Origin of the sequence: Halorhodospira sp. 9622 (genome assembly GCF_022228025.1) — a bacterium.
Taxonomy (GTDB): Bacteria; Pseudomonadota; Gammaproteobacteria; order Nitrococcales; family Halorhodospiraceae; genus Halorhodospira; species Halorhodospira halophila_A.
On record NZ_JAJNRE010000011.1, the window covers coordinates 1 to 23,125 of the forward strand.

A 23,125-nucleotide genomic window follows, 5' to 3' on the forward strand; every position below is an offset into this window, starting at 1 on the left:
GCCTCATCCGCCTGCGCCTCGGTCTGCTCCGGGGCGTCGGCCGGCGTGACCGGTGCCGGGGCACAGCTGTAGAGTGCCGCCAGCAGCGCGGCCGCGATCAGGAACTGGAGAACGCGCGAGGGGCAGGTCATGGGAACCGTCGGAGAAGCCTGTGGATAAGCCTTCGGAGTATCCGGCGCCCGTCGCACCCGTGTCAAACGGCGGCGGGACGCTGTGGGTGGTGGCGACGCCGATCGGGAATCTGGCCGATCTGAGCCGCCGGGCGGCCGAGATCCTGGGCGGTGTCGAGTGGGTGGCCGCCGAAGATACGCGGCGCACGGGGCGTCTGCTGGAGCAGTACGGCCTGCGGGCGCGCCTGCTGAGCCTGCACGAGCATAACGAGGCCTCGCGCCTGCCCCGCCTGCTCCGGATCCTGGCGGCCGGCCGGGATGTGGCCCTAGTCAGTGATGCGGGTACGCCGCTGCTCAGCGACCCGGGCGCCCGGCTGGTGGCCGCTGCCGCCGCCGAGGGGGTGCCGGTGTCGCCGGTGCCGGGGGCCTGCAGCGTCACGGCCGCGCTCTCGGTGGCCGGATTCGGGGCGGACCGGTTCGTCTTCGACGGCTTCTTGCCTTCGCGCGATGCCGCCCGGCGCAGCCGGCTGCAGGAGCTGGCGGCCGAGCCGCGGACCGCGGTTTTCTTCGAGGCGCCGCACCGCATCGCCGCCTGCCTTCGCGATCTGGTCGCGATCTGCGGTGGACAGCGCCGGGTCGTGGTGGCGCGGGAGTTGACCAAGGTGCACGAGACGCTGCTGCGCGGTGCGCTGGAGGCGGTCCTGGGGCAGGTCGAGGCGGACAGCAATCAGCAGCGGGGAGAGATCGTCGTGGTCCTTGAGGGGGCGCCGGCGCGGGAGGCAGGCGCCGACGCCGATGACACGCTGCGCGCGCTGCTCGGCGAAGGGGTTCCGGTGAAGCAGGCGGCTCGCGTGGCTGCGCGCCTGACCGGGGGGCGGCGCAACGCCCTATACCAGCGCGCCCTGGAACTCGCCCGGGGCTGAGTCACAGGTCGCGTGGCGGAAAAAAGAGGTGAGTCGGCCTGTAAGCCGGGTTCTGTCGAGGATGGCCATTCCTCTGGGGCGTGCGTCACCGCACGCCTCTAGCGGCCTACCCGGGAGCGGCGCGGGCCACGCCATGGCTCCCCTATTTGGCCTTGCTCCGGGTGGGGTTTACCGTGCCGCGAACCGTTACCGGTCGCGCGGTGCGCTCTTACCGCACCTTTTCACCCTTACCTGTGCCGCCGCCCCGCGGCGGCCATCGGCGGTCTGTTTTCTGTGGCACTTTCCGTGGGCTCACGCCCCCCAGGCGTTACCTGGCACCCTGCCCTGTGGAGCCCGGACTTTCCTCCGTGCCGCGGTGCGGCACAGCGGCCATCCGGCCGACTCCACCCCCATATTACGAACGCGCGCGAGCACGTCAACCCTTCAATGACAGGTAGATACCCAATAGAGCCGATGTGCGTTATTAGCACATGCGGGTAACATCCCGTAAAGCCAGTTATTTGGTTGTCGCATCGGCCGCCCTTCGACTTGAAATCCCGTGCGTAACTTCATGTTTGGCGTCGGGCAGTGCGGCGGTACGGCTGGTTGACGGGGTGTGGGCCCCCTCCTATAGTGTCGCAACGTGGTTAAAAGTGGGATAAAAGGGCACGGCATGGAGCAGCGGGGGGCGCGGTGTTTCGCGGAGTCAACCAACTCAACCTGGATGCCAAGGGGCGGCTAGCCTTCCCGTCCCGGCACCGCGACCGCCTCCTGAGTCACTGCAGCGGCGAGGTAGTGGCAACGATCGACTATCGCGATCGTTGCCTGGTCTTCTACCCGCTGCCCGAGTGGGAAGAGATCGAGCGCAAACTGATCGCCCTGCCGGACCTCCAGCCGAGCGCCAAGCGACTCAAACGCCTTCTGATCGGTCACGCCCAGGAACTCCAGGTTGACGGCAACGGACGCGCCCTGGTCCCCCCGCCGTTGCGTGAATACGCCGGCCTGGAAAAGCGGGTGGTGCTGATCGGGCAGGGCAACAAGTTTGAGCTTTGGGATGAGTCCCTCTGGGAGCAGCGGCGGGCGGATTGGCTGCAGGAGGCGGCCGCGTCGGATGCCGAGCTCCCCGGGGAGCTGGAGAGCCTCGCCCTGTAGATCAGGTCAGGGGGCGTCATGTCCGCAGCGGAGATGCGCGCAGTGGCGGAGCAGAAGCCAACGGCGACGACACACCGGCCGGTCCTCTACGAGGCCGCGCTGGAGGCGCTCGCCGTGCGCCCGGACGGCTGCTATGTGGACGCCACCTACGGTCGTGGCGGCCACGCCCGCGGCATCCTCGAGCGGCTGGGGCCCCGCGGCCAGCTGTGGGTCGCGGATCGCGACCCCGAGGCGCTGGCCCACGCCCGCGAGACCCTATCGGATGACCCCCGCTGTACCGTGCTCGGTGCCGAGCTGGCCGATCTGCCCCGAATGTTGTCCGGGTATGGTCTGACCGCCGGTATCGACGGCCTGCTGGCGGATCTCGGTATCTCGTCGCCGCAGGTTGACAACCCCGACCGCGGTTTCTCGTTTCAGCGGGACGGCCCGCTGGACATGCGCATGGACCCGAGTTCCGGCGAGTCGGCCGCGGCGTTGCTCGAGCGTTTGAGCGTGCGCGAGATCGCCGGGATCCTGCGCCAGCTGGGGGAGGAGCGCCACGCCGGGCGTATCGCCCGTGCCGTCGTCGCTGCCCGCGAGGCCGGTGAGCCGCCGCGCACCACCCTGGCGCTGGCCCGGCTGGTCGAGCAGGCGGTGCCACGCCGCGAGCCCGGGCGCCATCCGGCGACGCGGACCTTCCAGGCCCTGCGCATTGCGGTCAATGACGAACTCGGACAGCTGGACCGCTTCCTCGATGGGGTCATCGACCTGCTCGCCCCCGGCGGGCGACTGGCCGTCATCGCTTTCCACTCCCTGGAAGACCGGCGCGTGAAGCGGTTCATCCGCCGGGCCTCGAGCGTCGGCGATCTGCCGCCGTCGGTGCCGGTGCCGCCGGAAGGCTGTCAGCCCCGTCTGCGGCCGCTGGGACGCGATTTGCGCGCGGGCGACGACGAGGTGGCCGGCAACCCGCGCGCACGCAGTGCGGTGCTGCGCGTAGCGGAGCGGCTGTCATGAGCCGTGCGGTCTGGGGCATGACCGTGCTGGTCCCGGCGGTGGTCGCCAGTGCCATCGGCGTGGTGGCCGTCCAGCACGAGTACCGCGGGGTCTTCGTGACCCTGCAGGACGAACTCGAGCGCAGCGATCGGCTGCGCGAGGAGTGGAGCATGCTGCAGCTTGAGCAGGGGGCGTGGGCCGGGCACAGCCGTCTGGAGCGCGTCGCCGGCGAGGAGCTGGGCATGGCGCTGCCCGAGCGTGACGAGATCATCATCCTGAGGCGCCCTTGAGGTGGCGAGAGTGAGCAGGAACACGCGCCGACAACCCCCGCTTCAGGGGCCGCCACGCTGGCGGCTCTACAGCGTCGTGGTGGTGCTGGCCCTGGCCGCCGGTGCCGTGATCCTGCGCGCCCTGGATCTGCAGGTGATCAACAGCGAGTTCCTGCGCGACGAGGCCGACGCCCGCCACCTGCGTACGGTGAGCATGCCGGCGCACCGCGGGGTGATCACCGATCGCAACGGCGAGCCGCTGGCGATCAGTTCACCGGTAGAGTCGGCCTGGGCCAACCCGGCGGAGCTGCTGGAGGACCGGGGGGCCGTCGCCGCCGTGGCCCAGACCCTCGAGCGTGCTCCGGCCGAGCTGCGCGACTTCCTGCAGGCCCGGGAGGGGCGGCAGTTCGTCTACCTGAGGCGCCACCTGTCCCCACGGGTGGCGGCGCGCATCCAGGAACTGGATGCGCCGGGTGTTCAGCTGCAGCAGGAGTTCCGCCGGTTCTATCCGGCCGGCGAGGTGGCCGCGCAGCTGGTCGGCTTCACGGACATCGATGGTCGTGGGCTGGGCGGCGTCGAGCGCGCCTTTAACGATGCCCTGAGCGGGCGTAGCGGCGCCAAGCGTGTGGTCCGTGATCCCTTCGGGCGCACCATCGAGGATGTCGAGCTGCTGCGCGAGCCGCGCCCCGGCGAGGACATCCGCCTCTCGCTGGACCGGCGCATCCAGTATGTGGCGTACCGCGAACTCAAGCGCGCCGTCCATGGCCACGATGCCGAGGGCGGTGCGGCCGTGGTGCTGGATGCAACCACCGGTGAGGTGCTGGCAATGGTCAGCCAGCCCTCGTTCAATCCCCATCGCCGCTCCGGCGTCGAGGCCGAGCAGCGCCGCAATCGGGCGGTGAGCTGGGCCCAGGAGCCGGGGTCGGTGATCAAGCCGTTCACCATCGCCGCCGCCCTGTCCAGCGGGGCCGTGCGCAGCGGGCAGGAGTTCGATACCGCGCCGGGGACCATGCGCGTGGGGCGGCACACGGTCCGCGATTTCCTCGACTACGGCGAGCTCGACATTGCCGGCGTGCTGCAGAAATCCAGCAACGTGGGCACGGTCAAGATGGCCCTGGAGACCGAGCCGCGGGCCCTCTGGAGCACCCTGGAGGATGTGGGCTTCGGCGAGCGTACCCGCAGCGGCCTGCGCGACGAGGTCGCCGGGCACTTCCTGCCGGCGCCGCCGCGGGGCGACGTGCAGCGCGCTACGCTTTCCTACGGTTACGGCGTGACCGCCACGCCCGTGCAGCTGGCGCGCGCCTACGCCGCGGTGGCCCGCGACGGGGTGATGCGCCCGGTCTCTATTCGCGCCCTGGATGATCCCCCGCAGGGCCGGCAGGTGCTCGACCCGGATCTGGCTGCCGAGCTGCGCGCCATGCTCGAGGCCGTGGTCGAGCCCGGCGGGACCGGCACCCGTGCGGCCATCTCCGGTTACCGGGTGGCCGGCAAGACCGGCACGGTGCTCAAGAGCGGCCCCAGCGGCTATGCCGAGGAGGATTACCTCGCCTCCTTCGTCGGTTTCGCCCCGGCGTCGGACCCGCGGCTGGTCATGGCGGTAACCATCGATCAGCCCCGCGGCGATCTCTACTACGGCGGCCAGGTGGCGGCGCCGGTGTTCTCCCGGGTGATGGGCAGTGCGCTGCGGATGCTCAACGTGCCGCCGGACGATCTCCCGGAGCTCGAGGTGCCCGTCGTCGCCGAGGGGGAGGGGTGATGAGCGCTGTGTCCGCATCCGGGGTCACCCTGCGCTGGCTGTTCGAACCGTGGGTCGGTGGCGAACTCCCGGCGGTTTCGGTCCGCGGGCTGGCCCTCGATACCCGGCGTCTTGAGCCCGGCGCCGTGTTCCTGGCGCTGTCCGGCAGCCGCGAGCACGGACTTGCCTACGTGCCCGCAGCGGTAGCTGCCGGGGCTGCTGCTGTGGCGTGGGATACGGACGACGACGCTGATGCCGCGCCGGCGCGTGCCGCTGCCGAGGCGGCCGGCGTGCCGATGGTCGGTGTGCCGGGCCTGCGCCGATACCTTGGTGCTGTTGCTGCGCGCCTTTACCGGGAGCCATCCCGGGATCTGGATGTCATCGCGGTTACCGGCACCGACGGCAAGACCTCGGTCACCCATTTTATTGCCCAGCTGCTCAGCACCGCCGAGGCGCCCTGGGGCGTGGTCGGAACCCTTGGCCACGGCCTGGTGGACCGGCTGCGCCCGGGTGTGCTGACCACACCGGACGCTGTAGCCCTGCAGGAGGCCTTGGCCGATTGTCGCCAGGCGGGCGCCCGCGGCGTGGCCATGGAGGCTTCCTCCCACGCCCTGGAGCAGGGGCGATTGTCCGCCACAGCGGTGGATCTGGCCGTACTCACCCACTTGGGGCGCGACCACCTGGATTACCACGGCTCGGTCGAGGCGTATGCCGACGCCAAGAGCCGGCTGTTCGAGTTCCCCAGTTTGCGGGCCCAGGTGCTCAACCTGGACGACGAACTCGGCCGGCGCCTGCACGACCGGGCCGCCGGTGCGGTCTTCACCTACAGCGCTGCCGGCGCCGCTGCGGACCTCTCCGCCGAGGCGGTAACCCCGGTGGCCGACGGCGTTCAGCTCACACTCTGTCTGGGCGCGATCCGACGCTCGGTGCGACTGCCCCTGTTCGGGCGCTTCAACGTGGCCAACGTGCTGGCGGCAGTGGCGGCGGCCCTGGCTTTAGGGCGGCCCATGGACGCCGTTCTCGATCGGCTGGCGACGCTGCGTCCGGTGCCGGGGCGGATGGAGCAGTTCCAGGCCGTCGGGGCACCGCTGGTGGTGGTGGACTACGCCCATACACCGGGGGCCCTGGAGCAGGCGCTGAGCGCCCTGCGCGCGCATACCGACGGGCGGCTGTGCGTCGTATTCGGCTGCGGGGGCGAGCGCGACACTGGCAAGCGCCCGCTGATGGGCGAGGTCGCAGCGCGCCTGGCCGACCGGGTGGTGATCACCGATGACAACCCCCGGGGCGAGGATGCCGCCGCCATCCGGGCGTCCGTGGCCGACGGGGCCGGCGAGGCGGCCGAACTGGTGGCGGATCGGGGCGCGGCCATCCGCGAGGCTGTCGCCTGGGGGGGCGCCGGAGATGTGGTCCTGGTCGCCGGCAAGGGCCATGAGACGGACCAGGAAGTGGACGGGCACCGGCTGCCTTTCTCTGACCGTGAGGAGGTGGCGCGGCTGCTCGGCGCTGCCGAGGAGGGTGCATGGACCCGCTGAGCCTGCATCAGGTGGCTGCGCTGACCGGTGCCGAACTCGTCGGTCGTGACGGCGGTGCGACGGTGAACGGTGTTGCGCTGGATAGCCGCCGGTCCGCGCCGGGGACGCTCTTCGTGGCCCTGGCCGGGGCCCGCAGCGATGGCCACGACTTTGCTGCCGACGCCGCGGCGCGGGGCGCCGTGGCGGTCCTCGGGGCTCGGCCGGTGGCGGCGCTGCCCACGCTGGTGGTCGAGGACCCGGCCGCGGCCCTCGCGCTTCTGGGCGCGGAGTGTCGGCGTCGCAGCGGGGCGCGCGTGGTGGCCGTCACCGGCAGCAACGGCAAGACCACGGTCAAGGAACTGCTGGCGGCGATGCTTGCCGAAACCGGTCCGACGCTGGCCACCGAGGGCAACCGGAACAACCTGCTGGGCGTCCCGGAGATGCTCTGCCGGCTTGATGGTGGGCACCGCTACGCCGTCATCGAGATGGGTGCCAACGCACCCGGTGAGATTGCACAGCTCACCGCGTGGGCGCAGCCGGACGTGGGTGTGGTGACCAACGCCGGGCCAGCACACCTGGAGGGCTTCGGCTCGCTCAACGGAGTCGCCCGCGCCAAGGGCGAACTCTTTGAGGGGCTGCCCGGCCACGGCGTTGCCGTGATCCATGCCGACGACGACTACAGCGGCCTGTGGCGGGAGCTGGCCGGCGCGCGGCGCTGCCTGACCTTCGGCGCCGAGACCGGTCAGATCCGCTACCGGGGGCGGGGCAGCCGGCTCGAGCTGGATCTCGGAGGCGGCTGGACGGCAGCGCCGACGCCGCTGCTCGGTCGCCACAACGCCCAGAACATCGCCGCCGCCGCGGCCTGCGCCGCCGCGCTCGAGGTGCCGGCCCGGACCATCCTGGAGCGGGTGGCGGCCGCCGCGGCCGTGCCGGGGCGGCTGCAGCTGCGCTGGGGGTGTCACGGGGGGTGGCTGGTGGATGATACCTACAACGCCAACCCGGCAAGCCTGCAGGCCGCCATCGATACGGTCACGGAGTTCGGCGGTGCGACCTGGCTGCTCCTCGGGGCCATGGGCGAGCTCGGCCGGGAGGCGGCGGACTGGCATCGCCGCGCCGGGCAACGGGCGCGGGCTGCCGGGATCCAGCGGCTTTGGACCCTGGGCGGGGCCGCTGCCCCGGCTGCCGAGGGCTTCGGGGTTGGCGGGCGCTGTTTTGACGACGCCTCGGCGCTGATCGAGGCGTGCCGGGCCGAGATGCCCGCCGATGCAGTGGTGCTGGTGAAGGGGTCGCGCTCCGCCGCCATGGAGCACGTGGCGGCAGGCCTGGCCGCGGAAGAATCGACAACGGAAGGGGGGGATCGCTAGGTGCTCTACCACTTGGCCATGGTGCTGGAGACGTTCTACTCGGGATTCAACGTCTTCCAGTACATTACGTTCCGGACCATCCTCGGGGTGCTCACGGCCCTGGGGATCGCGCTGATGATCGGCCCTGCGGTGATCCAGCGCCTGGTGCTCCACCAGGTCGGACAGCAGGTCCGGGACGATGGCCCGCAGACGCACCTGGAGAAGGCGGGCACCCCCACCATGGGCGGCGCGCTGATCCTCGTCGCCATCGCGGTGTCTACCCTGCTCTGGGCGGATCTGACCAATCGCTACGTCTGGGTGGTCCTGCTGGTGACCCTCGCCTTCGGCGTGATCGGCGGGGTCGACGACGCCCTCAAGCTGGCCCGGCAGGACAGCCAGGGGCTGCGCGCCCGGACCAAGTTCTCGCTGCAGATGCTCGCGGCCCTGGCGGCAAGCACGTTCCTGTTCGCCACCGCCGCCGACCCGGTGGAGACCAGCCTGGTGCTGCCGCTGGTCAAGGAGTGGGTCTTCCCGCTAGGTATCGGGTTCATCGCGCTGGCAACGCTGGTGATCGTGGGCAGCTCCAACGCCGTCAACCTCACCGACGGGCTCGATGGCCTGGCCATCATGCCTACGGTGCTGGTGGCCACCGGCCTGGCGGTCTTCGCCTACGCCAGCGGGCACCACATCTTCGCCGAGTACCTCGGGATCCCGTCAGTGCCCGGGGTAGGGGAGCTGGTGATCTTCTGTGGCGCCATCGTCGGCGCCGGACTCGGGTTCCTCTGGTACAACACCTACCCGGCCCAGGTGTTCATGGGCGACGTGGGCGCCCTGGCCCTCGGCGCCGCCCTGGGCGTGGTGGCCGTGGCCGTCCGCCAGGAGATCGTTCTGTTCATCATGGGTGGCATCTTCGTCATGGAGACGGTCTCCGTGATGATCCAAGTCCTCTCCTACAAGCTGACCGGGCGGCGCGTGTTCCGCATGGCGCCGCTGCACCACCACTACGAACTCAAGGGCTGGCCCGAGCCGCGGGTGATCGTCCGCTTCTGGATCATCACCGTGGTCCTGGTCCTGATCGGTCTGGCGATGTTGAAGGTGCGCTAATGGCAGCAGGCGACCGCCATCACGGATATACCGCCGTCGCCGGCCTCGGTGCCACGGGGATGGCCTGCGTGCGCCATCTGCGCGCCCGTGGCGAGGCGGTCGTGGTGGTGGATAGCCGCAGCGAGCCGCCCCGCCTGAGGCAGCTGCAGGCCGAGCACCCCGAGGTCCAAGTGGTGACCGGGGGGCTGGATCGGGAAACCCTGCTCGGCGCGGTTCGGGTGGTGGCCAGTCCGGGGCTCGATCTGCGTCACGGGGTTTGGGCCGAGTTGCGCGCCGCCGGGCGGCCGGTGGTGGGCGAGCTGACCCTGTTCGCCGAGGCGGTGAATGCGCCGGTCTGCGCGGTGACTGGGTCCAACGGCAAGAGCACCGTGGTCAGCCTGCTCGGCGAAATGGCCCGGGCCGCCGGGCTCGACGTCGCCGTGGGTGGCAATTTGGGGACGCCGGCGCTGGAGCTGCTGACCCGGGCGCCGGCCGATGGCTATGTGCTGGAGGTGTCGAGCTTCCAGCTGGAAGCGTGCCCCGGGTTTCAGGCCGACGTGGCGGCGGTGCTCAATGTCAGCGCCGATCACATGGACCGCTATGACCGCCTTGCTGACTACGCGGCGGTCAAGGCGCGGCTGCTCGAGGGGGTCGGGACAGCGGTGCTCAACGCCGAGGATCCACATCTGGCCGAGCTGGGACGCGAGGCCGGCACGGTGCGCCGCTTCGCGATCGACCGGCCGGCCGACTACCACCTGCTCGAGCGGGACGGCGGTACCTGGCTCGCCGTCGCCGGTCGGCCGCGGGTGGCCGCCGATGCGCTTCCCGTGCCCGGTCGCGCCCACTGCGCCAATGCGCTGGCCGCTATGGCCCTGGCCGACGCCTTGGGGATCCCGGAAGCCGCGCAGTGCAAGGCCTTGAAGGCCTTTGCCGGACTGCCGCACCGCATGGAGCCGGTGGGCGAGTGGTGCGGGGTGCGCTGGATCAACGACTCCAAGGCGACCAATGTCGGTGCTGCCGTGGCTGCCATCAGCGGCCTGCAGCGGCCGGTGGTGCTGATCGCCGGCGGGCAGGGCAAGGGTGCGGATTTCCGGCCGCTGGGCCGGGTCTGTGCCGAATCGGCGCGGGCCGTCATCCTCGTGGGCGAGGACGCGCCGGCTATCGAGGCGGCCATCGCCGGCCGCGTGCCCACTGAGCGGGTCGGCGGCATGACCGCTGCCGTGGCGGCCGCCGCCCGCTGGGCCGAGCCGGGTGACGCCGTTCTGCTGGCGCCGGCGTGCGCCAGCTTTGATGCCTACAGCGGCTTCGAGGCACGCGGTGAGGCGTTCCGCGACGCCGTTCGCGGGGAGGTGGCCCATGGCTGAGATGACCGCAGGCGTTGCCGAACGCGGTACGCGGCTGCCGCTGTGGCCAAGCCTGGACCAGCGGCTGGTCTGGGTGGTGGCGGCTACGGCGCTGCTCGGCCTGGTCATGGTCGCTTCGGCCTCGATTTCCATGGCCGAGCAGGCCACCGGGGATCCGTTCTACTTCTTCAAGCGCCAGGTCTTCTTCGCCCTGCTCGGCCTGGGCATGGTCCTGGCCCTCCTGCAGGTCCCGCTGGCCACCTGGGAGCGGGCCGGCCCGGGGCTCCTGCTCGTCGCGCTGGGGTTGCTCGTGCTGGTGCTGATCCCCGGTGTGGGGCGCGAGGTCAATGGTGCCGTGCGCTGGATCCCGCTGGGCGTGTTCAACCTGCAGGTCGCCGAGGTGGTCAAGGTGCTGCTGGCCCTCTATCTCGCCGGTTTCCTGGTGCGCCGACAGCAGCAGCTGCGCACCTCCATGGCTGCCTTCCTGGTCCCGGTGCTGGTTTCGGCGGCGTGTGCCTTCCTGCTGCTGCGGCAGCCCGATTTCGGCACCGCGCTGATGCTCATGGCGCTGGCGGTGGGTCTGCTCTACCTGGCGGGCGCGCCGTTGTGGCGGTTCGTCACCCTGGTGGGGGTGCTGGCGGCGGCGGCCGCCGCCCTGGTGGTCTACTCGCCCTACCGCTGGCAGCGGGTGACCGCCTTCATGGATCCCTGGTCCGATCCGTTCAATACCGGATTCCAGCTCACCCAGTCGCTGATCGCCATCGGCCGCGGAGACTGGCTGGGTGTGGGGCTCGGCGGCAGCGTGCAGAAGCTCTTCTACCTGCCCGAGGCGCACACCGATTTCGTCTTCTCGGTGCTGGCCGAGGAGCTGGGCTGGATCGGCGTGGTCGTGGTGGTCCTGCTCTTCGCCTACATCGTCTGGCGGGCCATGGCCATGGGCTGGCTGTGCCACCGCCACCGACTGCCCTTCGCCGGTTACCTGGCCTGGGCGGTGGGGCTGGCCATCGGCCTGCAGGCGTTCATCAATATGGGGGTGGCCACCGGGCTGCTGCCGACCAAGGGCCTGACCTTGCCGCTGTTCAGCTACGGCGGCAGCAGCGCCCTGGCGACGGGCGCCATGATTGGGCTGCTGCTGCGCTGTGGCTACGAGTTGGCCGAGGCGCGGGCCGAGGGGCGCCGTCCCGAGGAGGAGCCGTCATGACCGCGCTGACCGTGGCCATCGCCGCCGGTGGCACCGGCGGGCACGTCTACCCCGGCCTGGCGGTGGCCGAGCTGCTGCGCGAGCGTGGCCACCGGGTGATCTGGCTCGGGACGCGCAGCGGCCTGGAGGGCCGCGTCGTGCCCGCCGCCGGGGTCGAGGCCGAGTGGCTGGAGATCCAGGGGCTGCGCGGCAAGGGGCTGGCCGCGCAGCTCCGGCTGCCCTGGCGGCTGGGGCGCGCGGTGGCGGTTGCCGGGGCCGCGTTGCGTCGCCGGCGTCCGGATGTGGTCCTCGGCATGGGCGGCTACGTGGCCGGGCCGGTCGGGTTGGCCGCCCGGCTCACCGGGCGGCCGCTGGTGATCCACGAGCAGAACGCCCGGGCCGGGCTGACCAATCGCTTCCTGGCTCGCCTCGGGCGCCGCGTGCTGACCGGGTTCCCCGATACCCTGGGGGCGCGGGGCGAGTGGGTGGGCAATCCCATCCGCACAAGCATCCACCGGCTGGAGGCGCCGCGATCCCGTTACGCCGGGCGCCCGGAGGCGCCGCGGGTTCTGGTGCTCGGCGGCAGCCAGGGGGCGCGGACCCTGAACCGTTTCGTCCCGAAAGCGCTGGCCGGCCTCGACGGGCCGCGGCCGCAGGTGCTGCATCAGGCCGGCGAGCTCACCCTGGAGGAGGCGCGCACCGGGTATCGGCAGCTGGGCCTGGACGCGGAGGTGGTGCCGTTCATCGAGGACATGGCCGGCGCCTATGCCTGGGCGGATCTGGTGGTGGCCCGCGCCGGTGCCCTGACCGTGGCCGAGCTGGCCGCGGCCGGGGTGCCGGCCGTGCTGGTGCCGCTCCCCTGGGCGGTGGACGACCACCAGACGGCCAACGCCGAGCTGCTGTGCGCCGCCGGCGCAGCCCGGTGTCTGCCTGAGGGCGACGTGGAGCAGGGGGCGCTGGGTGCGGTGCTTGCCGACCTGCTCGCCGACCGCGAACGCCTGGCGGGGATGGGGGAGGCGGCTCGCGACGTGGCGCGCCCGGATGCCGCCGACCGCGTGGCGACGATCTGTGAGGAGGTGGCCCATGGCTGATGCAGTCCCTGCACGCGAGCCGCGTTTCGCCGCGCCGGCCGATGGCCGTGGCGCCTTCGGCCGGGTGCGCCGCATCCACTTCGTGGGCATCGGCGGGGCCGGGATGGGTGGCATCGCCGAGGTGTTGCACAACCTCGGCTTCACCATCACCGGATCCGACGTCAAGTCGGGCGCCGTGGTGGAGCGCCTGCTCGGTCTCGGGGTGGCGGTGCGGATCGGCCACGATCCGGGCCATGTCGAGGGCGTGGACGCGGTCGTGGTCTCCACTGCTGTCACCGAGGAGAACCCCGAGGTGCAGGCGGCGCGCCAGCAGCGCATCCCGGTGGTGCCGCGGGCCGAGATGCTCGCCGAGCTGATGCGCTTCCGTCACGGTGTGGCGGTGGCCGGCACCCACGGCAAGACGACGACGACCTCCCTGCTGGCCAGCTGCTTGGCCGAGGGCGGGTTGGATCCGACCTTCGTCATCGGCGGGCGGTTGATCAGTGCCGGGGCGCACGCGCGCCTGGGTGCCGGGCCCTACCTGGTGGCCGAGGCCGACGAGAGCGACGCCTCGTTCCTTCATCTCAAGCCGATGATGGCGGCGGTGACCAACGTGGATGCCGACCACCTGGGCACCTATGGCGGTGATTTCGACGCCCTGCGCCGGACCTTCATCGAGTTCCTGCACCATCTGCCGTTCTACGGCCTGGCGGTGCTCTGCATCGACGACCCGGAGGTGCGCCGGCTGCGCGAAGAGATCGGCCGGCCGGTTCTGACTTACGGCTTCTCCGCGGATGCCGACGTGCGGGTCAGTGCCCTGGAGGCCGACGGCCATCGCACCCGGTTCCGGGTCGAGGAGGGCGATGACGCCGCCTTCGCCGTGGAGCTGAGCCTGCCCGGACGGCACAACGTGCTCAATGCCACCGCTGCCATCGCCCTGGCCCGAGAGCTGGGGGTGGATGTGGCGGCAATCCAGCGGGCGCTGTCCGGCTTCCAGGGTATCGGCCGGCGCTTCCAGGTTTATCCCGACATCCCGCTCGCCGGGGGGGCGGCGGCGCTGGTCGATGACTACGCCCATCATCCCCGGGAGCTGGAGGCGACCCTGGAGGCGGCCCGCGCCGCCTGGCCGGAGCGGCGCCTGGTGGTGGTCTTCCAGCCGCACCGCTACACCCGCACGCGGGAGCTTTTCGACGATTTCGCGCGGGTGCTCAGTGGCACCGACGCGCTGGTGCTCACCGAGGTCTATGCCGCCGGCGAGGCGCGTTTGCCCGGCGCCGACGGCCGGGCGCTGGCCTCGGCGGTGCGCGATCGCGGCGGTGCGCAGCCGATCTTCGCAGACAGCCTGGACGAGGTGCCGGGGCTGCTGGCCGGGCTGCTGCGCGATAACGACGTGGTGCTGACCCTGGGTGCCGGCAGCATCGGTGGGCTCCCGGCGCGCCTGGGCGCCGGCCCGGCGGCGGGAGGTGCGGCGTGAGCGCGGCGGTCGAGCGGCGGCGGATCCGGCCCGGCGAGTGGCGCGAGCAGGAGCCGCTGGCCGGCTACACCACCTGGCGGGTTGGTGGGCCGGCGCGTCGGCTCTGCTGTCCGGCCGGCCGCGACGGGCTGGTCGACTGCCTGGCGCGCCTGCCAGCTGACGAGCCGCTGCTCTGGTGTGGTCTGGGCAGCAACCTGCTGGTCCGCGATGGTGGCGTGGCAGGGACGGTCGTCCTGACCCAGGGCGGGTTGGACGAGCTGGTGGTGGGGGCGCATGGCCGGGTCCACGCGGAAGCCGGCGTGGCGTGCGGTCGCCTGGCTCGGGCGGCAGTCCGGGAGGGGCTGGCCGGGCTCGAGTTCCTGGCCGGTATCCCGGGCACCGTGGGAGGGGCCCTGGCCCTCAATGCCGGCGCCTGGGGCGGCGAGACTTGGGAGCGCGTGGTCGAGGTCGAGACCATCGATCGCCAGGGGCACATCCGGCGGCGGGCTCCGGCCGATTTCCGGATCGGCTATCGCAGTGTGGCCGGCCCCGCCGGCGAGTGGTTCCTAGCCGCGACCTGGGAACTGCCCCCCGCCGATGCGCAGGTGCTCCGCGAGCGGGTGCGGGCGCTGCTGCAGCATCGCAACGCCGTGCAGCCAGTGGGGCAGCCCACTTGCGGTTCGGTCTTCCGCAATCCCACGGGGGATGCGGCCGGGCGGCTGATTGAGGAGGCCGGTTTGAAGGGGGCGCGGCGCGGCGGTGCCCGGGTCTCCGAGCGCCACGCCAATTTCATCATCAACGAGGGTGGCAGTGCGGCGGATATCGAGGGGCTCATGGCGCAGGTCCGGGAGCGGGTTGCTGTGGTGCACGGTGTATGGCTGGAACCCGAGGTTCATGTGATCGGGGAGGTGCGGCCATGACTGGTATCCCGGATCCGCAGCGGGTCGGTCGCGTGGCGGTGCTCATGGGGGGCACTTCCGCCGAGCGGGACATCTCCCTGCGCAGTGGCGGGGCGGTGCTCGCCGCGCTGCAGCGCCGCGGCTACGACGCCGAGGCCTACGACCCCCGTGACCGCGCCCTGGAGGGGCTGCGGGGCTACGACGTGGTCTTCATCGCCCTGCATGGGCGGGGGGGTGAGGACGGTACGGTACAGGGGCTGCTGGAGCTGCTCGGGGTGCCGTACACCGGCAGCGGTGTCCTCGGCTCGGCGCTGGGCATGGACAAGTGGCGCTGCAAACGGCTCTGGCAGGGTAGTGGACTGCCCACGCCGGCGGGTCAGCTGCTCACCAGCGAGTCTCCGGTGCTGGCCGAGGGGCTGGCGTATCCGGTGATCGTCAAGCCGGTCCGGGAAGGGTCGAGTCTGGGCATGACCCGGGTTGACGGGCCGGCGCAGCTGGCCGAGGCCTACCGGGCAGCGGCGGCCTACGACGATACAGTCCTCGCGGAGCAGTGGGTCGAGGGCGAGGAGTACACCGTGGCGCTGCTCGGCGATCGGGCGTTGCCGTCGATCCGGCTGGAGACATCCCACGCCTTCTTCGACTACGCCGCCAAGTACCAGGCCGACGATACCGGGCACCACTGCCCGAGCGGTCTGGGTGCGGACGAGGAGGCGGAGCTCGGCGCGCTGTGTCGCGAGGCCTTTTCCGCCAGCGGCGGCAACGGTTGGGGGCGGGTGGATGTCATGCGGGATGCCGACGGACGCTGGTGGCTGTTGGAGGTGAACACCATCCCGGGCATGACGGATCACTCGCTGGTCCCGATCGCTGCGGCGCAGGCCGGTATCGGTTTCGATGAGCTGGTGGCTCGCATTCTCGGGGAGGCGTTGCCGTGAGCCGCGAAGACTGGAGAGACCTGCTGGGCCGGCAGCCTACGCGCCGCAAGCGGGTCGGCGCCCCGGGGCTGCGGGGCTGGCTCTGGGGTGGAGCGGTGGCGCTGTTGGCCACCGGCGCTGCCGGTATGGCCACCGTGGCGCTTCAGGAGGGGCGGATTCTGCCCCTGGAGCGGGTGGAACTGAGCGCCGCGCCGGAGCGCGTGGCGGACGATGACTTGCGCCAGGCGCTGGCACCGCACTTGCACAGGAGTGTGCTGGGGGTGGATGTGCGCGGCGCCCGGGACGCCCTGGAGGCGCTGCCCTGGGTGGCGGGTGCCGAGGTGCGCCGGGCCTGGCCGGGGCGGATCCAAGTGACCTTGCGTGAGCGCGAGCCGCTGGCGCGCTGGGGAGAGCAGGCGCTGGTCGACCGCGACGGCGAGCGGTTCGAGCCGCGGCCGGCGAGCATCCCGGAGGGGCTCCCGGTGCTGCGCGGTCCGGACGGCAGCGAGGGTGAGATGGCCGGCTTGTTCAGGGAGGTGCAGCAACGACTCGCTGAGCGCGGTGTCAACCTGGTGGCGCTCGGTCTTTCGCCCCGGGGGTCCTGGAGCGCGCGGCTGGAGGGCGGCATTGAGATGGCCCTGGGCCGGCAGCACCCGGGCGAGCGCGTGGAGCGCTTCGCCGCCGTGCTGCCGGCCTTGGAAGAACGACAAGAGGCCCCGATGGAGCGGGTCGATCTGCGCTACCCCAACGGCTTTGCCGTGGCTTGGGGTGCGGCAGACGAAGCGGACTGAAGGCGGAGCAGAGCATGGTGCGAAAGAGCGAAGACAGCCTGTTGGTGGGCCTCGATATCGGTACCTCGAAGGTGGTCGCCATCGTCGGCGAGGCCAAGGAGGAGGGCGAGCTGGAGGTGATCGGTGTGGGCAGCCACCCGTCCCACGGTCTCAAGAAGGGCGTGGTGGTGAATATCGACTCCACGGTGCAGTCGATCCAGCGCGCCATCGAGGAGGCCGAGCTGATGGCCGGCTGCGAGATCCACTCGGCCTATGTCGGGATCTCGGGCAGCCACATCCGCAGCCTCAACTCCCACGGCATGGTGGCCATCCGTGACAAGGAGGTCCGCCAGGCCGATCTGGAGCGCGTCCTCGACGGGGCCAAGGCGGTGGCGATCCCGGCGGATCAACAGATCCTGCACGTGATCCCGCAGGAGTTCGTCATCGACAGCCAGGAGGGGATCCGCGATCCGCTGGGCATGGCCGGCGTGCGTCTGGAGGCGCGGGTGCACATGGTCACCGGCGCGGTCTCGGCGGCGGACAACATCACCAAGTGCGTCCGCCGCTGCCAGCTGGACGTCGACGACATCGTGCTCCAGCAACTGGCGGCGAGCCACGCCGTGCTCGGCGACGACGAGAAGGAGCTCGGCGTCTGTCTGGTGGATATCGGGGGCGGGACCACGGATATCGCGGTGTTCACCGGCGGCGCCATCCGTCACACGGCGGTGATCCCCATCGCCGGGCACCAGGTGACCAACGACATCGCCGTGGCCCTGCGCACCCCGACCCACCACGCCGAGGACATCAAGGTGCGCTACGCCTGCGCGCTGTCGCAGCTGGCCAACCCCGAGGAGAGCATCGAGGTGCCCTCGGTGGGTGATCGGCCGCCGCGGCGTCTCTCCCGTCAGTCGCTGGCCTCGGTGGTCGAGCCGCGCTACGAGGAACTGCTTTCGCTGGTGCAGTCGGAGCTGCGCAAGAGCGGGTTCGAGGACCTGATTCCCGCCGGCATCGTGCTCACCGGCGGCAGCTCGAAGATGGAGGGCGTCACCGACCTGGCCGAGGAGATCTTCCATCTGCCGGTGCGCATCGGCGTGCCGAAGTTCGTCACCGGGCTGTCGGATGTGGTCCGCAACCCGATGTATTCCACCGGCGTCGGCCTGCTCGCTTTCGGCGCGCGCAACCGCGAAAGCGGCATGTCGCCGGCGCTGGCGCAGGACGCCGGGATAACCGCCTTGTGGGGGCGGATGAAGAACTGGTTCAAGGGCAATTTCTAGTCATTTCAGTAATCGCTAGCGTCCGCGACGCTTGAGGAGGGCAGCATCATGTTTGATCTGATGGATACCGCCAATCAGAACGCGGTCATCAAGGTGATCGGAGTCGGCGGCGGCGGTGGCAACGCCGTCCAGCACATGGTTGAGAGCGAGATCGAGGGCGTGGAGTTCATCTACGCCAACACCGACGCCCAGGCCCTGGCCAATACCCGCGCCGGGGTGACGGTGCAGCTCGGTTCCGGCATCACCAAGGGCCTGGGGGCCGGGGCCGATCCGACCACCGGCCGGCAGGCGGCCGAGGAGTCCCGTGACCGCCTTCAGGAAGTGCTCGACGGGGCGGACATGGTCTTCATCACCGCCGGCATGGGCGGTGGCACGGGCACGGGGGCGGCCCCGGTGGTGGCCGAGGTCGCCCGCGAGATGGGCATCCTCGCCGTGGCGGTGGTGACCAAGCCGTTCCCGTTCGAGGGCAACAAGCGCATGGGCGTGGCCCAGGAGGGCATCAAGGAGCTGGAGAACAGCGTCGATTCGCTGATCACCATCCCCAATGAGCGGCTTCTGCCGGTGCTCGGCAAGAACCTGACCCTGATCGACGCCTTCAAGTCGGCCAACGACGTGCTCCATGGCGCGGTGCGCGGTATTGCTGAGCTGATCACCCGTCCGGGCCTGATCAACGTCGACTTTGCCGACGTGCGCACCGTGATGTCCGAGATGGGCATGGCGGTGATGGGCAACGGCGTGGCCTCGGGCGAGGGGCGTGCCCGCGAGGCGGCCGACCGGGCCATCGCCTGCCCGCTGCTCGAGGACTTCAACCTGGCCGGCGCCAACGGTGTTCTGGTCAACGTCACCGGTGGCTACAACCTCTCCATCGGCGAGTTCGACGAGGTCGGCAACGCCGTGCGCGAGTACGCCTCCGACGAGGCGACCGTGGTGGTCGGTGCCGTGATCGACCCCGAACTGGAGGACGAGCTGCGCGTGACGGTGGTGGCCACCGGTCTGGGGCCGGCGGTTCAGTCCGCTGAGGATGTGGCTCGCGTCGCCCAGCAGGCGCAGCCCGGTCCGCGCAAGCACACCGGCGAGGTCGACTACGCGCAGCTCGACCGGCCCACGGTGATCCGGCAGAACGCCGCCAACGAGCGCAAGGAGGCGGATACCGACGGCGACATGGAGTACCTGGATATCCCGGCGTTCCTGCGTCGCCAGGCCGACTGAGGCGCGGCGCGTTTTGTGCGCTGCAATATACTTTTTGGATTTGTTACACTAATATTTCGCGACGTCTCGCCGCTATAAACGGTGAAGGCGGTGTGTCCGGTCGCGCTGGTTGCGGCTGAGCACACATGTAGCCGCATGAGCAGTGGAGCCGAGTCGAGCCATGATCCGTCAACGCACCTTGAAGAACAGCATCCGCGCGACCGGCGTGGGCCTGCACACCGGCGAGAAGGTCTACCTGACCCTCCGCCCGGCTCCGGCCAATGCGGGCATCATATTCCGGCGGACGGATCTCGATCGCGAGATCAAGGCAACGGCCGCTGCGGTGGGCGACACCCGTCTCTCGACCTGCCTGGTCGAGGACGGGGTGCGCGTGTCCACCGTCGAGCACCTGCTCTCGGCGCTGGCCGGACTCGGGATCGACAACTGCTACGTCGATCTCTCCGCCGCCGAGGTACCGATTATGGACGGCAGTGCGGCGCCTTTTGTGTTCCTGGTCCGCTCTGCCGGGATCAAGGAGCAGGAGGCGCCGAAGCGCTTTGTGCGCATCCTGGAGCCGGTCCAGGTCGTCGACGGTGACAAGTGGGTGGCCTTCGAGCCCTTCGAGGGCTTCAAGGTCAGCTTCACTATCGACTTCGACCATCCGGTCTTCCTCGATCAGCACGCCCGGGCCGAGGTGGATTTCTCCTCGACCTCGTTCATCAAGGAGGTCAGCCGGGCGCGGACCTTCGGGTTCATGAAGGAGATCGAGGCGCTGCGGGCTTCCCGTCTGGCCCTGGGGGGCAGCCTGGACAACGCCATCGTGGTCGACGACTACCGGGTGCTGAACGAGGACGGGCTGCGCTACCGGGACGAATTCGTCAAGCACAAGATCCTCGACGCCATCGGCGACCTCTACCTGCTGGGCAGCAGCCTGATCGGCTCTTTCCACGGGCACAAGTCCGGGCACGCCCTCAACAACCGCCTCCTGCGCAAGCTCCTCGAGCACGAGCACGCCTGGGAGGAGGTGACCTTCGAGGAGCTCGACGAACTGCCCATTGCCTACGATCAGCCGGTGGTGGCCTGAGCGCCGCAGCAGCTTGCGGTCCGGGCCGGCCAGCCGGTAGGGTGTAGCTTTCTGCCTGAAAGCTGGCTATGGATCTCTCGCTGACTCGCGCGATTCTCTTCGATCTGGACGGGACGCTGGTGGATAGCGCCCCGGATCTGACCGCTGCCATCAACCAGGTTCTCACCGAGCGGGACTGGTCCCCGGTAACCGAGGAGCAGGTCCGTGGCTGGGTGGGCAACGGCGCCCGACGGCTGGTGGCGCGTGCCCTCACCGGCGAGGACGACGGTACCCCGCCCGACGAGGAACTGGACACCGCCCTGGAGCGCTTCTTCGAGTGCTACGGCGAGGCCGTTTACGTCCACAGTCGCCCCTTCCCCGGGGTTGTGGAGACCGTGCAGGCGCTGGCCCGGGCCGGCATGCGTCTGGCCGTGGTCACCAACAAGCCGCGGCGCTTCGCCGAGCCGATCCTCGAGGGCATGGGCGTGGCCGACGCCATCGATGTGGTCGTCGGCGGCGAGTGCACCGAGGCGCGCAAGCCCGATCCCGAGCCGCTGCGCCTGGCCATGGAGCGCCTGGGCGCGGCGTCGCGGACGGTGCTGATGGTCGGCGACTCGAGCACCGATGTCGAAGCGGCGCACAACGCCGGCATCCCGGTAGTCTGCGTGCCCTACGGCTATCGCCGCGGCGTCGCGCCGGAGGATCTGGGGGCCGACGCCATCGTCGATGACCTCAGCGGCGTGGTCACGCTGCTTCGCGGGGCGGCCTGAGGCGATGAAAGAGCACGAATTCCACAGCCTCGCCGAGGCCGGCTACACCCGTATCCCCCTTATCCGGGAGGTGCTGGCCGATCTCGACACGCCGCTGTCCACCTATCTCAAGCTCGCCCGCGGGCCGCGCTCCTTCCTCTTTGAGTCGGTGGAAGGTGGCGAGAAGTGGGGGCGCTACTCCATCATCGGCCTGCCGGCCCGGACCGAGATCGCCGTCTACGGCGACCGGGTCGAGGTTCGCCGCGACGGCGCGCTGGTCGACGAGGAGCAGGTTCGCGATCCGCTCGCCTGGATCGAGGCCTACCAGCACCGCCACCGCGCCGCAACGCCCTCCGGATTCCCGCAGATGCCGCGTTTTCTCGGCGGGCTGGTGGGGTATTTCGGCTACGATACCGTGCGTTACGTCGAGCCGCGCCTGGCTGAGGGGGCCCCGGAAGACGCCCTGGGGCTGCCGGATATCTGCCTGGTGGAGGCCGAGGAGGTGGTGGTCTTCGACAACCTCGCTGGCCGGCTCTACCTGGTGGTCCACTGCGACCCGCGCGAGCCCGGCGCCTATGAGGCCGGGCTAGCCCGGCTCGACGAGCTGGCCGCGCGGCTGGCCGAGCCCGTGCAGCGGCCCCCGTCCCGGGGGCGTGGTGTGGCGGCCGGCGAGCCCCGCTACAACTTCACCCAGGCCGGCTTCGAGGACGCGGTGGAGCGGATCCGCGAGTATATCGCTGCAGGCGACGTGATGCAGGTGGTTCCCTCGCAGCGCATGAGCATGCCGTTCAGCGCCGAGCCGCTCGATCTCTACCGGGCGTTGCGTTGCACCAATCCGTCGCCTTACATGTATTTCCTCGATCTGGGTGCGTGCCAGGTGGTCGGATCCTCGCCGGAGATCCTGGTTCGCCTCGAGGATGGCGAGGTGGCCGTGCGTCCCATCGCCGGGACCCGCAAGCGCGGGGCCACCGAAGCCCGCGACCGGGAGCTGGAGCAGGAACTGGTCTCGGACCCTAAGGAGATCGCCGAGCACGTGATGCTCATCGACCTCGGGCGCAACGACGTCGGCCGGGTGGCCGAAACCGGCACCGTGCGCCTGACCGAGCGCATGGTGGTGGAGCGCTACTCCCAGGTCATGCACATCGTCTCTAACGTGGTTGGCCGGCTGCGTCCCGGGCTCGGCCCCATGGACGTGCTGCGGGCCACGTTCCCCGCCGGGACAGTCTCCGGCGCGCCGAAGATCCGCGCCATGGAGATCATCGACGAGGTCGAGCCGGTCAAGCGGGGCGTTTACGCCGGGGCCGTCGGCTATCTGTCCTGGTCGGGCAATATGGATACCGCCATCGCCATCCGCACGGCGGTGGTCCACGATGGCCAGGTCCATGTCCAGGCGGGCGCCGGAGTGGTCGCCGACTCGGTCCCCGAGCTGGAGTGGAAAGAGACCCTGAACAAGGGCCGGGCGTTGCTGCGCGCCGTCGAGATGGCCGAGGCTGGCTTATGATCCTGATGATCGACAACTACGACTCGTTCACCTGGAACCTGGTCCAGTACCTGGGTGAGCTGGGTGCCCGGGTCGAGGTGGTGCGCAACGACGAGATCAGTGCCGATGAGGTGCGCCGCTTGCGTCCGGAGCGCATTGTGATCTCGCCAGGGCCCTGCACGCCCAACGAGGCCGGCGTGTCGCTTGAGGTGGTCCGCTGCCTGGCCGGCGAGGTGCCCATCCTCGGCGTCTGTCTCGGGCATCAGACCATCGGGCAGGTGTTCGGTGGCCGCGTGGTCCGGGCCCGCGAGGTCATGCACGGCAAGACCTCGCCGATCCGCCATCGCGGCCAGGGGGTGTTTGCGGGCCTGCCCGAGCCCCTGGAGGCGACTCGCTACCACTCACTGATCGTCGAGCGCGAGAGCCTGCCCGAGGAGCTGGAGATCACCGCCTGGACGGAAGGGCCGCACGGCACCATCGACGAGATCATGGGGCTGCGCCACCGCCGGCTGCCGGTCGAGGGGGTGCAGTTCCACCCGGAGTCGATCCTGACCTCGTCCGGTCACGACCTGCTGCGCAACTTCCTCGAGCAGCCCCGTGCCGTCGCCTGAACCCGGCGCCCTGGGCGCGGCCCGTGCACGCTGAAACCCTGAACCCTGAAAAACCGA

21 protein-coding genes and 1 other RNA gene are annotated in these 23,125 nt (G+C 70.6%); 21 read left to right on the forward strand and 1 reads right to left on the reverse strand.

Going from position 1 to position 23,125, the window contains the following annotated elements; all coding sequences use genetic code 11:
• Window positions 1–151: 151 nt before the first annotated feature.
• The gene (gene rsmI, locus LRG07_RS07705; protein WP_201172492.1) at window positions 152–1,033 is read left to right on the forward strand and encodes a 16S rRNA (cytidine(1402)-2'-O)-methyltransferase; all 882 of its coding nucleotides are present in this window, start codon (window positions 152–154) and stop codon (window positions 1,031–1,033) included.
• A gap of 25 nt (window positions 1,034–1,058) precedes the next feature.
• On the opposite strand, the gene rnpB is transcribed toward rsmI, so the two are convergent.
• An RNA gene (rnpB, locus tag LRG07_RS07710) (RNase P RNA component class A) lies at window positions 1,059–1,418 on the reverse strand.
• A 287-nt stretch (window positions 1,419–1,705) separates the two neighbouring features.
• Between rnpB and mraZ the strand changes: the two genes are divergently transcribed.
• The 20 genes from mraZ (at window position 1,706) to LRG07_RS07810 (ending at window position 23,068) form a co-directional block, all read left to right on the forward strand.
• On the forward strand, window positions 1,706–2,164 hold the full coding sequence (mraZ, locus tag LRG07_RS07715; RefSeq protein WP_201172489.1) for a division/cell wall cluster transcriptional repressor MraZ: 459 nt from the start codon (window positions 1,706–1,708) through the stop codon (window positions 2,162–2,164).
• An 18-nt stretch (window positions 2,165–2,182) separates the two neighbouring features.
• Window positions 2,183–3,157 (forward strand): 16S rRNA (cytosine(1402)-N(4))-methyltransferase RsmH, encoded by a 975-nt coding sequence (rsmH, locus tag LRG07_RS07720; RefSeq protein WP_201172485.1) that lies wholly within the window; start codon window positions 2,183–2,185, stop codon window positions 3,155–3,157.
• Window positions 3,154–3,426 carry a cell division protein FtsL gene (gene ftsL / locus LRG07_RS07725; protein WP_201172482.1) on the forward strand — a complete coding sequence of 91 codons (273 nt, stop codon included), beginning with the start codon at window positions 3,154–3,156 and terminating at the stop codon, window positions 3,424–3,426. Before rsmH ends, ftsL begins: the two co-directional genes overlap by 4 nt.
• Before the next feature lie 10 nt (window positions 3,427–3,436).
• Entirely contained in the window at window positions 3,437–5,161 is a 1,725-nt protein-coding gene (locus LRG07_RS07730; protein WP_238642090.1) for a penicillin-binding protein 2, read from the forward strand.
• On the forward strand, window positions 5,161–6,672 hold the full coding sequence (locus tag LRG07_RS07735) for a UDP-N-acetylmuramoyl-L-alanyl-D-glutamate--2,6-diaminopimelate ligase (protein WP_238642091.1): 1,512 nt from the start codon (window positions 5,161–5,163) through the stop codon (window positions 6,670–6,672). The genes LRG07_RS07730 and LRG07_RS07735 overlap by 1 nt, the downstream gene beginning before the upstream one ends.
• Entirely contained in the window at window positions 6,660–8,015 is a 1,356-nt protein-coding gene (gene murF / locus LRG07_RS07740) for a UDP-N-acetylmuramoyl-tripeptide--D-alanyl-D-alanine ligase (RefSeq protein WP_238642092.1), read from the forward strand. Before LRG07_RS07735 ends, murF begins: the two co-directional genes overlap by 13 nt.
• Window positions 8,016–9,098 carry a phospho-N-acetylmuramoyl-pentapeptide-transferase gene (mraY, locus tag LRG07_RS07745; protein ID WP_304118308.1) on the forward strand — a complete coding sequence of 361 codons (1,083 nt, stop codon included), beginning with the start codon at window positions 8,016–8,018 and terminating at the stop codon, window positions 9,096–9,098.
• The gene (gene murD, locus LRG07_RS07750; RefSeq protein WP_238642093.1) at window positions 9,098–10,441 is read left to right on the forward strand and encodes a UDP-N-acetylmuramoyl-L-alanine--D-glutamate ligase; all 1,344 of its coding nucleotides are present in this window, start codon (window positions 9,098–9,100) and stop codon (window positions 10,439–10,441) included. Before mraY ends, murD begins: the two co-directional genes overlap by 1 nt.
• Entirely contained in the window at window positions 10,434–11,621 is a 1,188-nt protein-coding gene (ftsW, locus tag LRG07_RS07755; protein WP_201172464.1) for a putative lipid II flippase FtsW, read from the forward strand. Before murD ends, ftsW begins: the two co-directional genes overlap by 8 nt.
• On the forward strand, window positions 11,618–12,691 hold the full coding sequence (gene murG, locus LRG07_RS07760; protein ID WP_238642094.1) for an undecaprenyldiphospho-muramoylpentapeptide beta-N-acetylglucosaminyltransferase: 1,074 nt from the start codon (window positions 11,618–11,620) through the stop codon (window positions 12,689–12,691). The genes ftsW and murG overlap by 4 nt, the downstream gene beginning before the upstream one ends.
• Window positions 12,684–14,144, forward strand: coding sequence for a UDP-N-acetylmuramate--L-alanine ligase (murC, locus tag LRG07_RS07765; RefSeq protein WP_201172460.1), 1,461 nt, complete (start codon window positions 12,684–12,686; stop codon window positions 14,142–14,144). The genes murG and murC overlap by 8 nt, the downstream gene beginning before the upstream one ends.
• The gene (gene murB / locus LRG07_RS07770; RefSeq protein WP_238636989.1) at window positions 14,141–15,043 is read left to right on the forward strand and encodes a UDP-N-acetylmuramate dehydrogenase; all 903 of its coding nucleotides are present in this window, start codon (window positions 14,141–14,143) and stop codon (window positions 15,041–15,043) included. Before murC ends, murB begins: the two co-directional genes overlap by 4 nt.
• On the forward strand, window positions 15,040–15,954 hold the full coding sequence (locus LRG07_RS07775; protein ID WP_201172454.1) for a D-alanine--D-alanine ligase: 915 nt from the start codon (window positions 15,040–15,042) through the stop codon (window positions 15,952–15,954). The genes murB and LRG07_RS07775 overlap by 4 nt, the downstream gene beginning before the upstream one ends.
• Window positions 15,951–16,724 (forward strand): cell division protein FtsQ/DivIB, encoded by a 774-nt coding sequence (locus LRG07_RS07780; RefSeq protein WP_238633879.1) that lies wholly within the window; start codon window positions 15,951–15,953, stop codon window positions 16,722–16,724. The genes LRG07_RS07775 and LRG07_RS07780 overlap by 4 nt, the downstream gene beginning before the upstream one ends.
• 14 nt (window positions 16,725–16,738) lie before the next feature.
• A complete protein-coding gene (ftsA, locus tag LRG07_RS07785) occupies window positions 16,739–17,977 on the forward strand; it encodes a cell division protein FtsA (protein ID WP_238642095.1) in 1,239 nt (412 codons plus the stop codon).
• Window positions 17,978–18,025: 48 nt separating this feature from the next.
• Window positions 18,026–19,186, forward strand: a complete 1,161-nt coding sequence (ftsZ, locus tag LRG07_RS07790; RefSeq protein ID WP_201172434.1) for a cell division protein FtsZ — start codon at window positions 18,026–18,028, stop codon at window positions 19,184–19,186.
• A gap of 160 nt (window positions 19,187–19,346) precedes the next feature.
• Window positions 19,347–20,249 carry a UDP-3-O-acyl-N-acetylglucosamine deacetylase gene (gene lpxC, locus LRG07_RS07795; RefSeq protein WP_011814870.1) on the forward strand — a complete coding sequence of 301 codons (903 nt, stop codon included), beginning with the start codon at window positions 19,347–19,349 and terminating at the stop codon, window positions 20,247–20,249.
• Window positions 20,250–20,317: 68 nt separating this feature from the next.
• The gene (locus LRG07_RS07800; RefSeq protein WP_238642096.1) at window positions 20,318–20,998 is read left to right on the forward strand and encodes a phosphoglycolate phosphatase; all 681 of its coding nucleotides are present in this window, start codon (window positions 20,318–20,320) and stop codon (window positions 20,996–20,998) included.
• 4 nt (window positions 20,999–21,002) lie between these two features.
• Entirely contained in the window at window positions 21,003–22,478 is a 1,476-nt protein-coding gene (gene trpE / locus LRG07_RS07805; RefSeq protein WP_238642097.1) for an anthranilate synthase component I, read from the forward strand.
• Entirely contained in the window at window positions 22,475–23,068 is a 594-nt protein-coding gene (locus tag LRG07_RS07810; protein ID WP_238642098.1) for an aminodeoxychorismate/anthranilate synthase component II, read from the forward strand. The genes trpE and LRG07_RS07810 overlap by 4 nt, the downstream gene beginning before the upstream one ends.
• The last annotated feature ends 57 nt before the right edge of the window (window positions 23,069–23,125 follow it).

Bases quoted from the DNA above. Each gene is read 5' to 3' on its own strand.
- trpE (WP_238642097.1), top strand. From the start codon at position 21,003: ATGAAAGAGCACGAATTCCACAGCCTCGCCGAGGCCGGCTACACCCGT.
- lpxC (WP_011814870.1), top strand. From the start codon at position 19,347: ATGATCCGTCAACGCACCTTGAAGAACAGCATCCGCGCGACCGGCGTG.
- ftsZ (WP_201172434.1), top strand. From the start codon at position 18,026: ATGTTTGATCTGATGGATACCGCCAATCAGAACGCGGTCATCAAGGTG.
- ftsA (WP_238642095.1), top strand. From the start codon at position 16,739: ATGGTGCGAAAGAGCGAAGACAGCCTGTTGGTGGGCCTCGATATCGGT.
- murG (WP_238642094.1), top strand. From the start codon at position 11,618: ATGACCGCGCTGACCGTGGCCATCGCCGCCGGTGGCACCGGCGGGCAC.
- LRG07_RS07735 (WP_238642091.1), top strand. From the start codon at position 5,161: ATGAGCGCTGTGTCCGCATCCGGGGTCACCCTGCGCTGGCTGTTCGAA.
- murC (WP_201172460.1), top strand. From the start codon at position 12,684: ATGGCTGATGCAGTCCCTGCACGCGAGCCGCGTTTCGCCGCGCCGGCC.
- rsmH (WP_201172485.1), top strand. From the start codon at position 2,183: ATGTCCGCAGCGGAGATGCGCGCAGTGGCGGAGCAGAAGCCAACGGCG.
- ftsL (WP_201172482.1), top strand. From the start codon at position 3,154: ATGAGCCGTGCGGTCTGGGGCATGACCGTGCTGGTCCCGGCGGTGGTC.
- LRG07_RS07775 (WP_201172454.1), top strand. From the start codon at position 15,040: ATGACTGGTATCCCGGATCCGCAGCGGGTCGGTCGCGTGGCGGTGCTC.
- murF (WP_238642092.1), top strand. From the start codon at position 6,660: ATGGACCCGCTGAGCCTGCATCAGGTGGCTGCGCTGACCGGTGCCGAA.
- LRG07_RS07810 (WP_238642098.1), top strand. From the start codon at position 22,475: ATGATCCTGATGATCGACAACTACGACTCGTTCACCTGGAACCTGGTC.
- murD (WP_238642093.1), top strand. From the start codon at position 9,098: ATGGCAGCAGGCGACCGCCATCACGGATATACCGCCGTCGCCGGCCTC.
- LRG07_RS07800 (WP_238642096.1), top strand. From the start codon at position 20,318: ATGGATCTCTCGCTGACTCGCGCGATTCTCTTCGATCTGGACGGGACG.
- ftsW (WP_201172464.1), top strand. From the start codon at position 10,434: ATGGCTGAGATGACCGCAGGCGTTGCCGAACGCGGTACGCGGCTGCCG.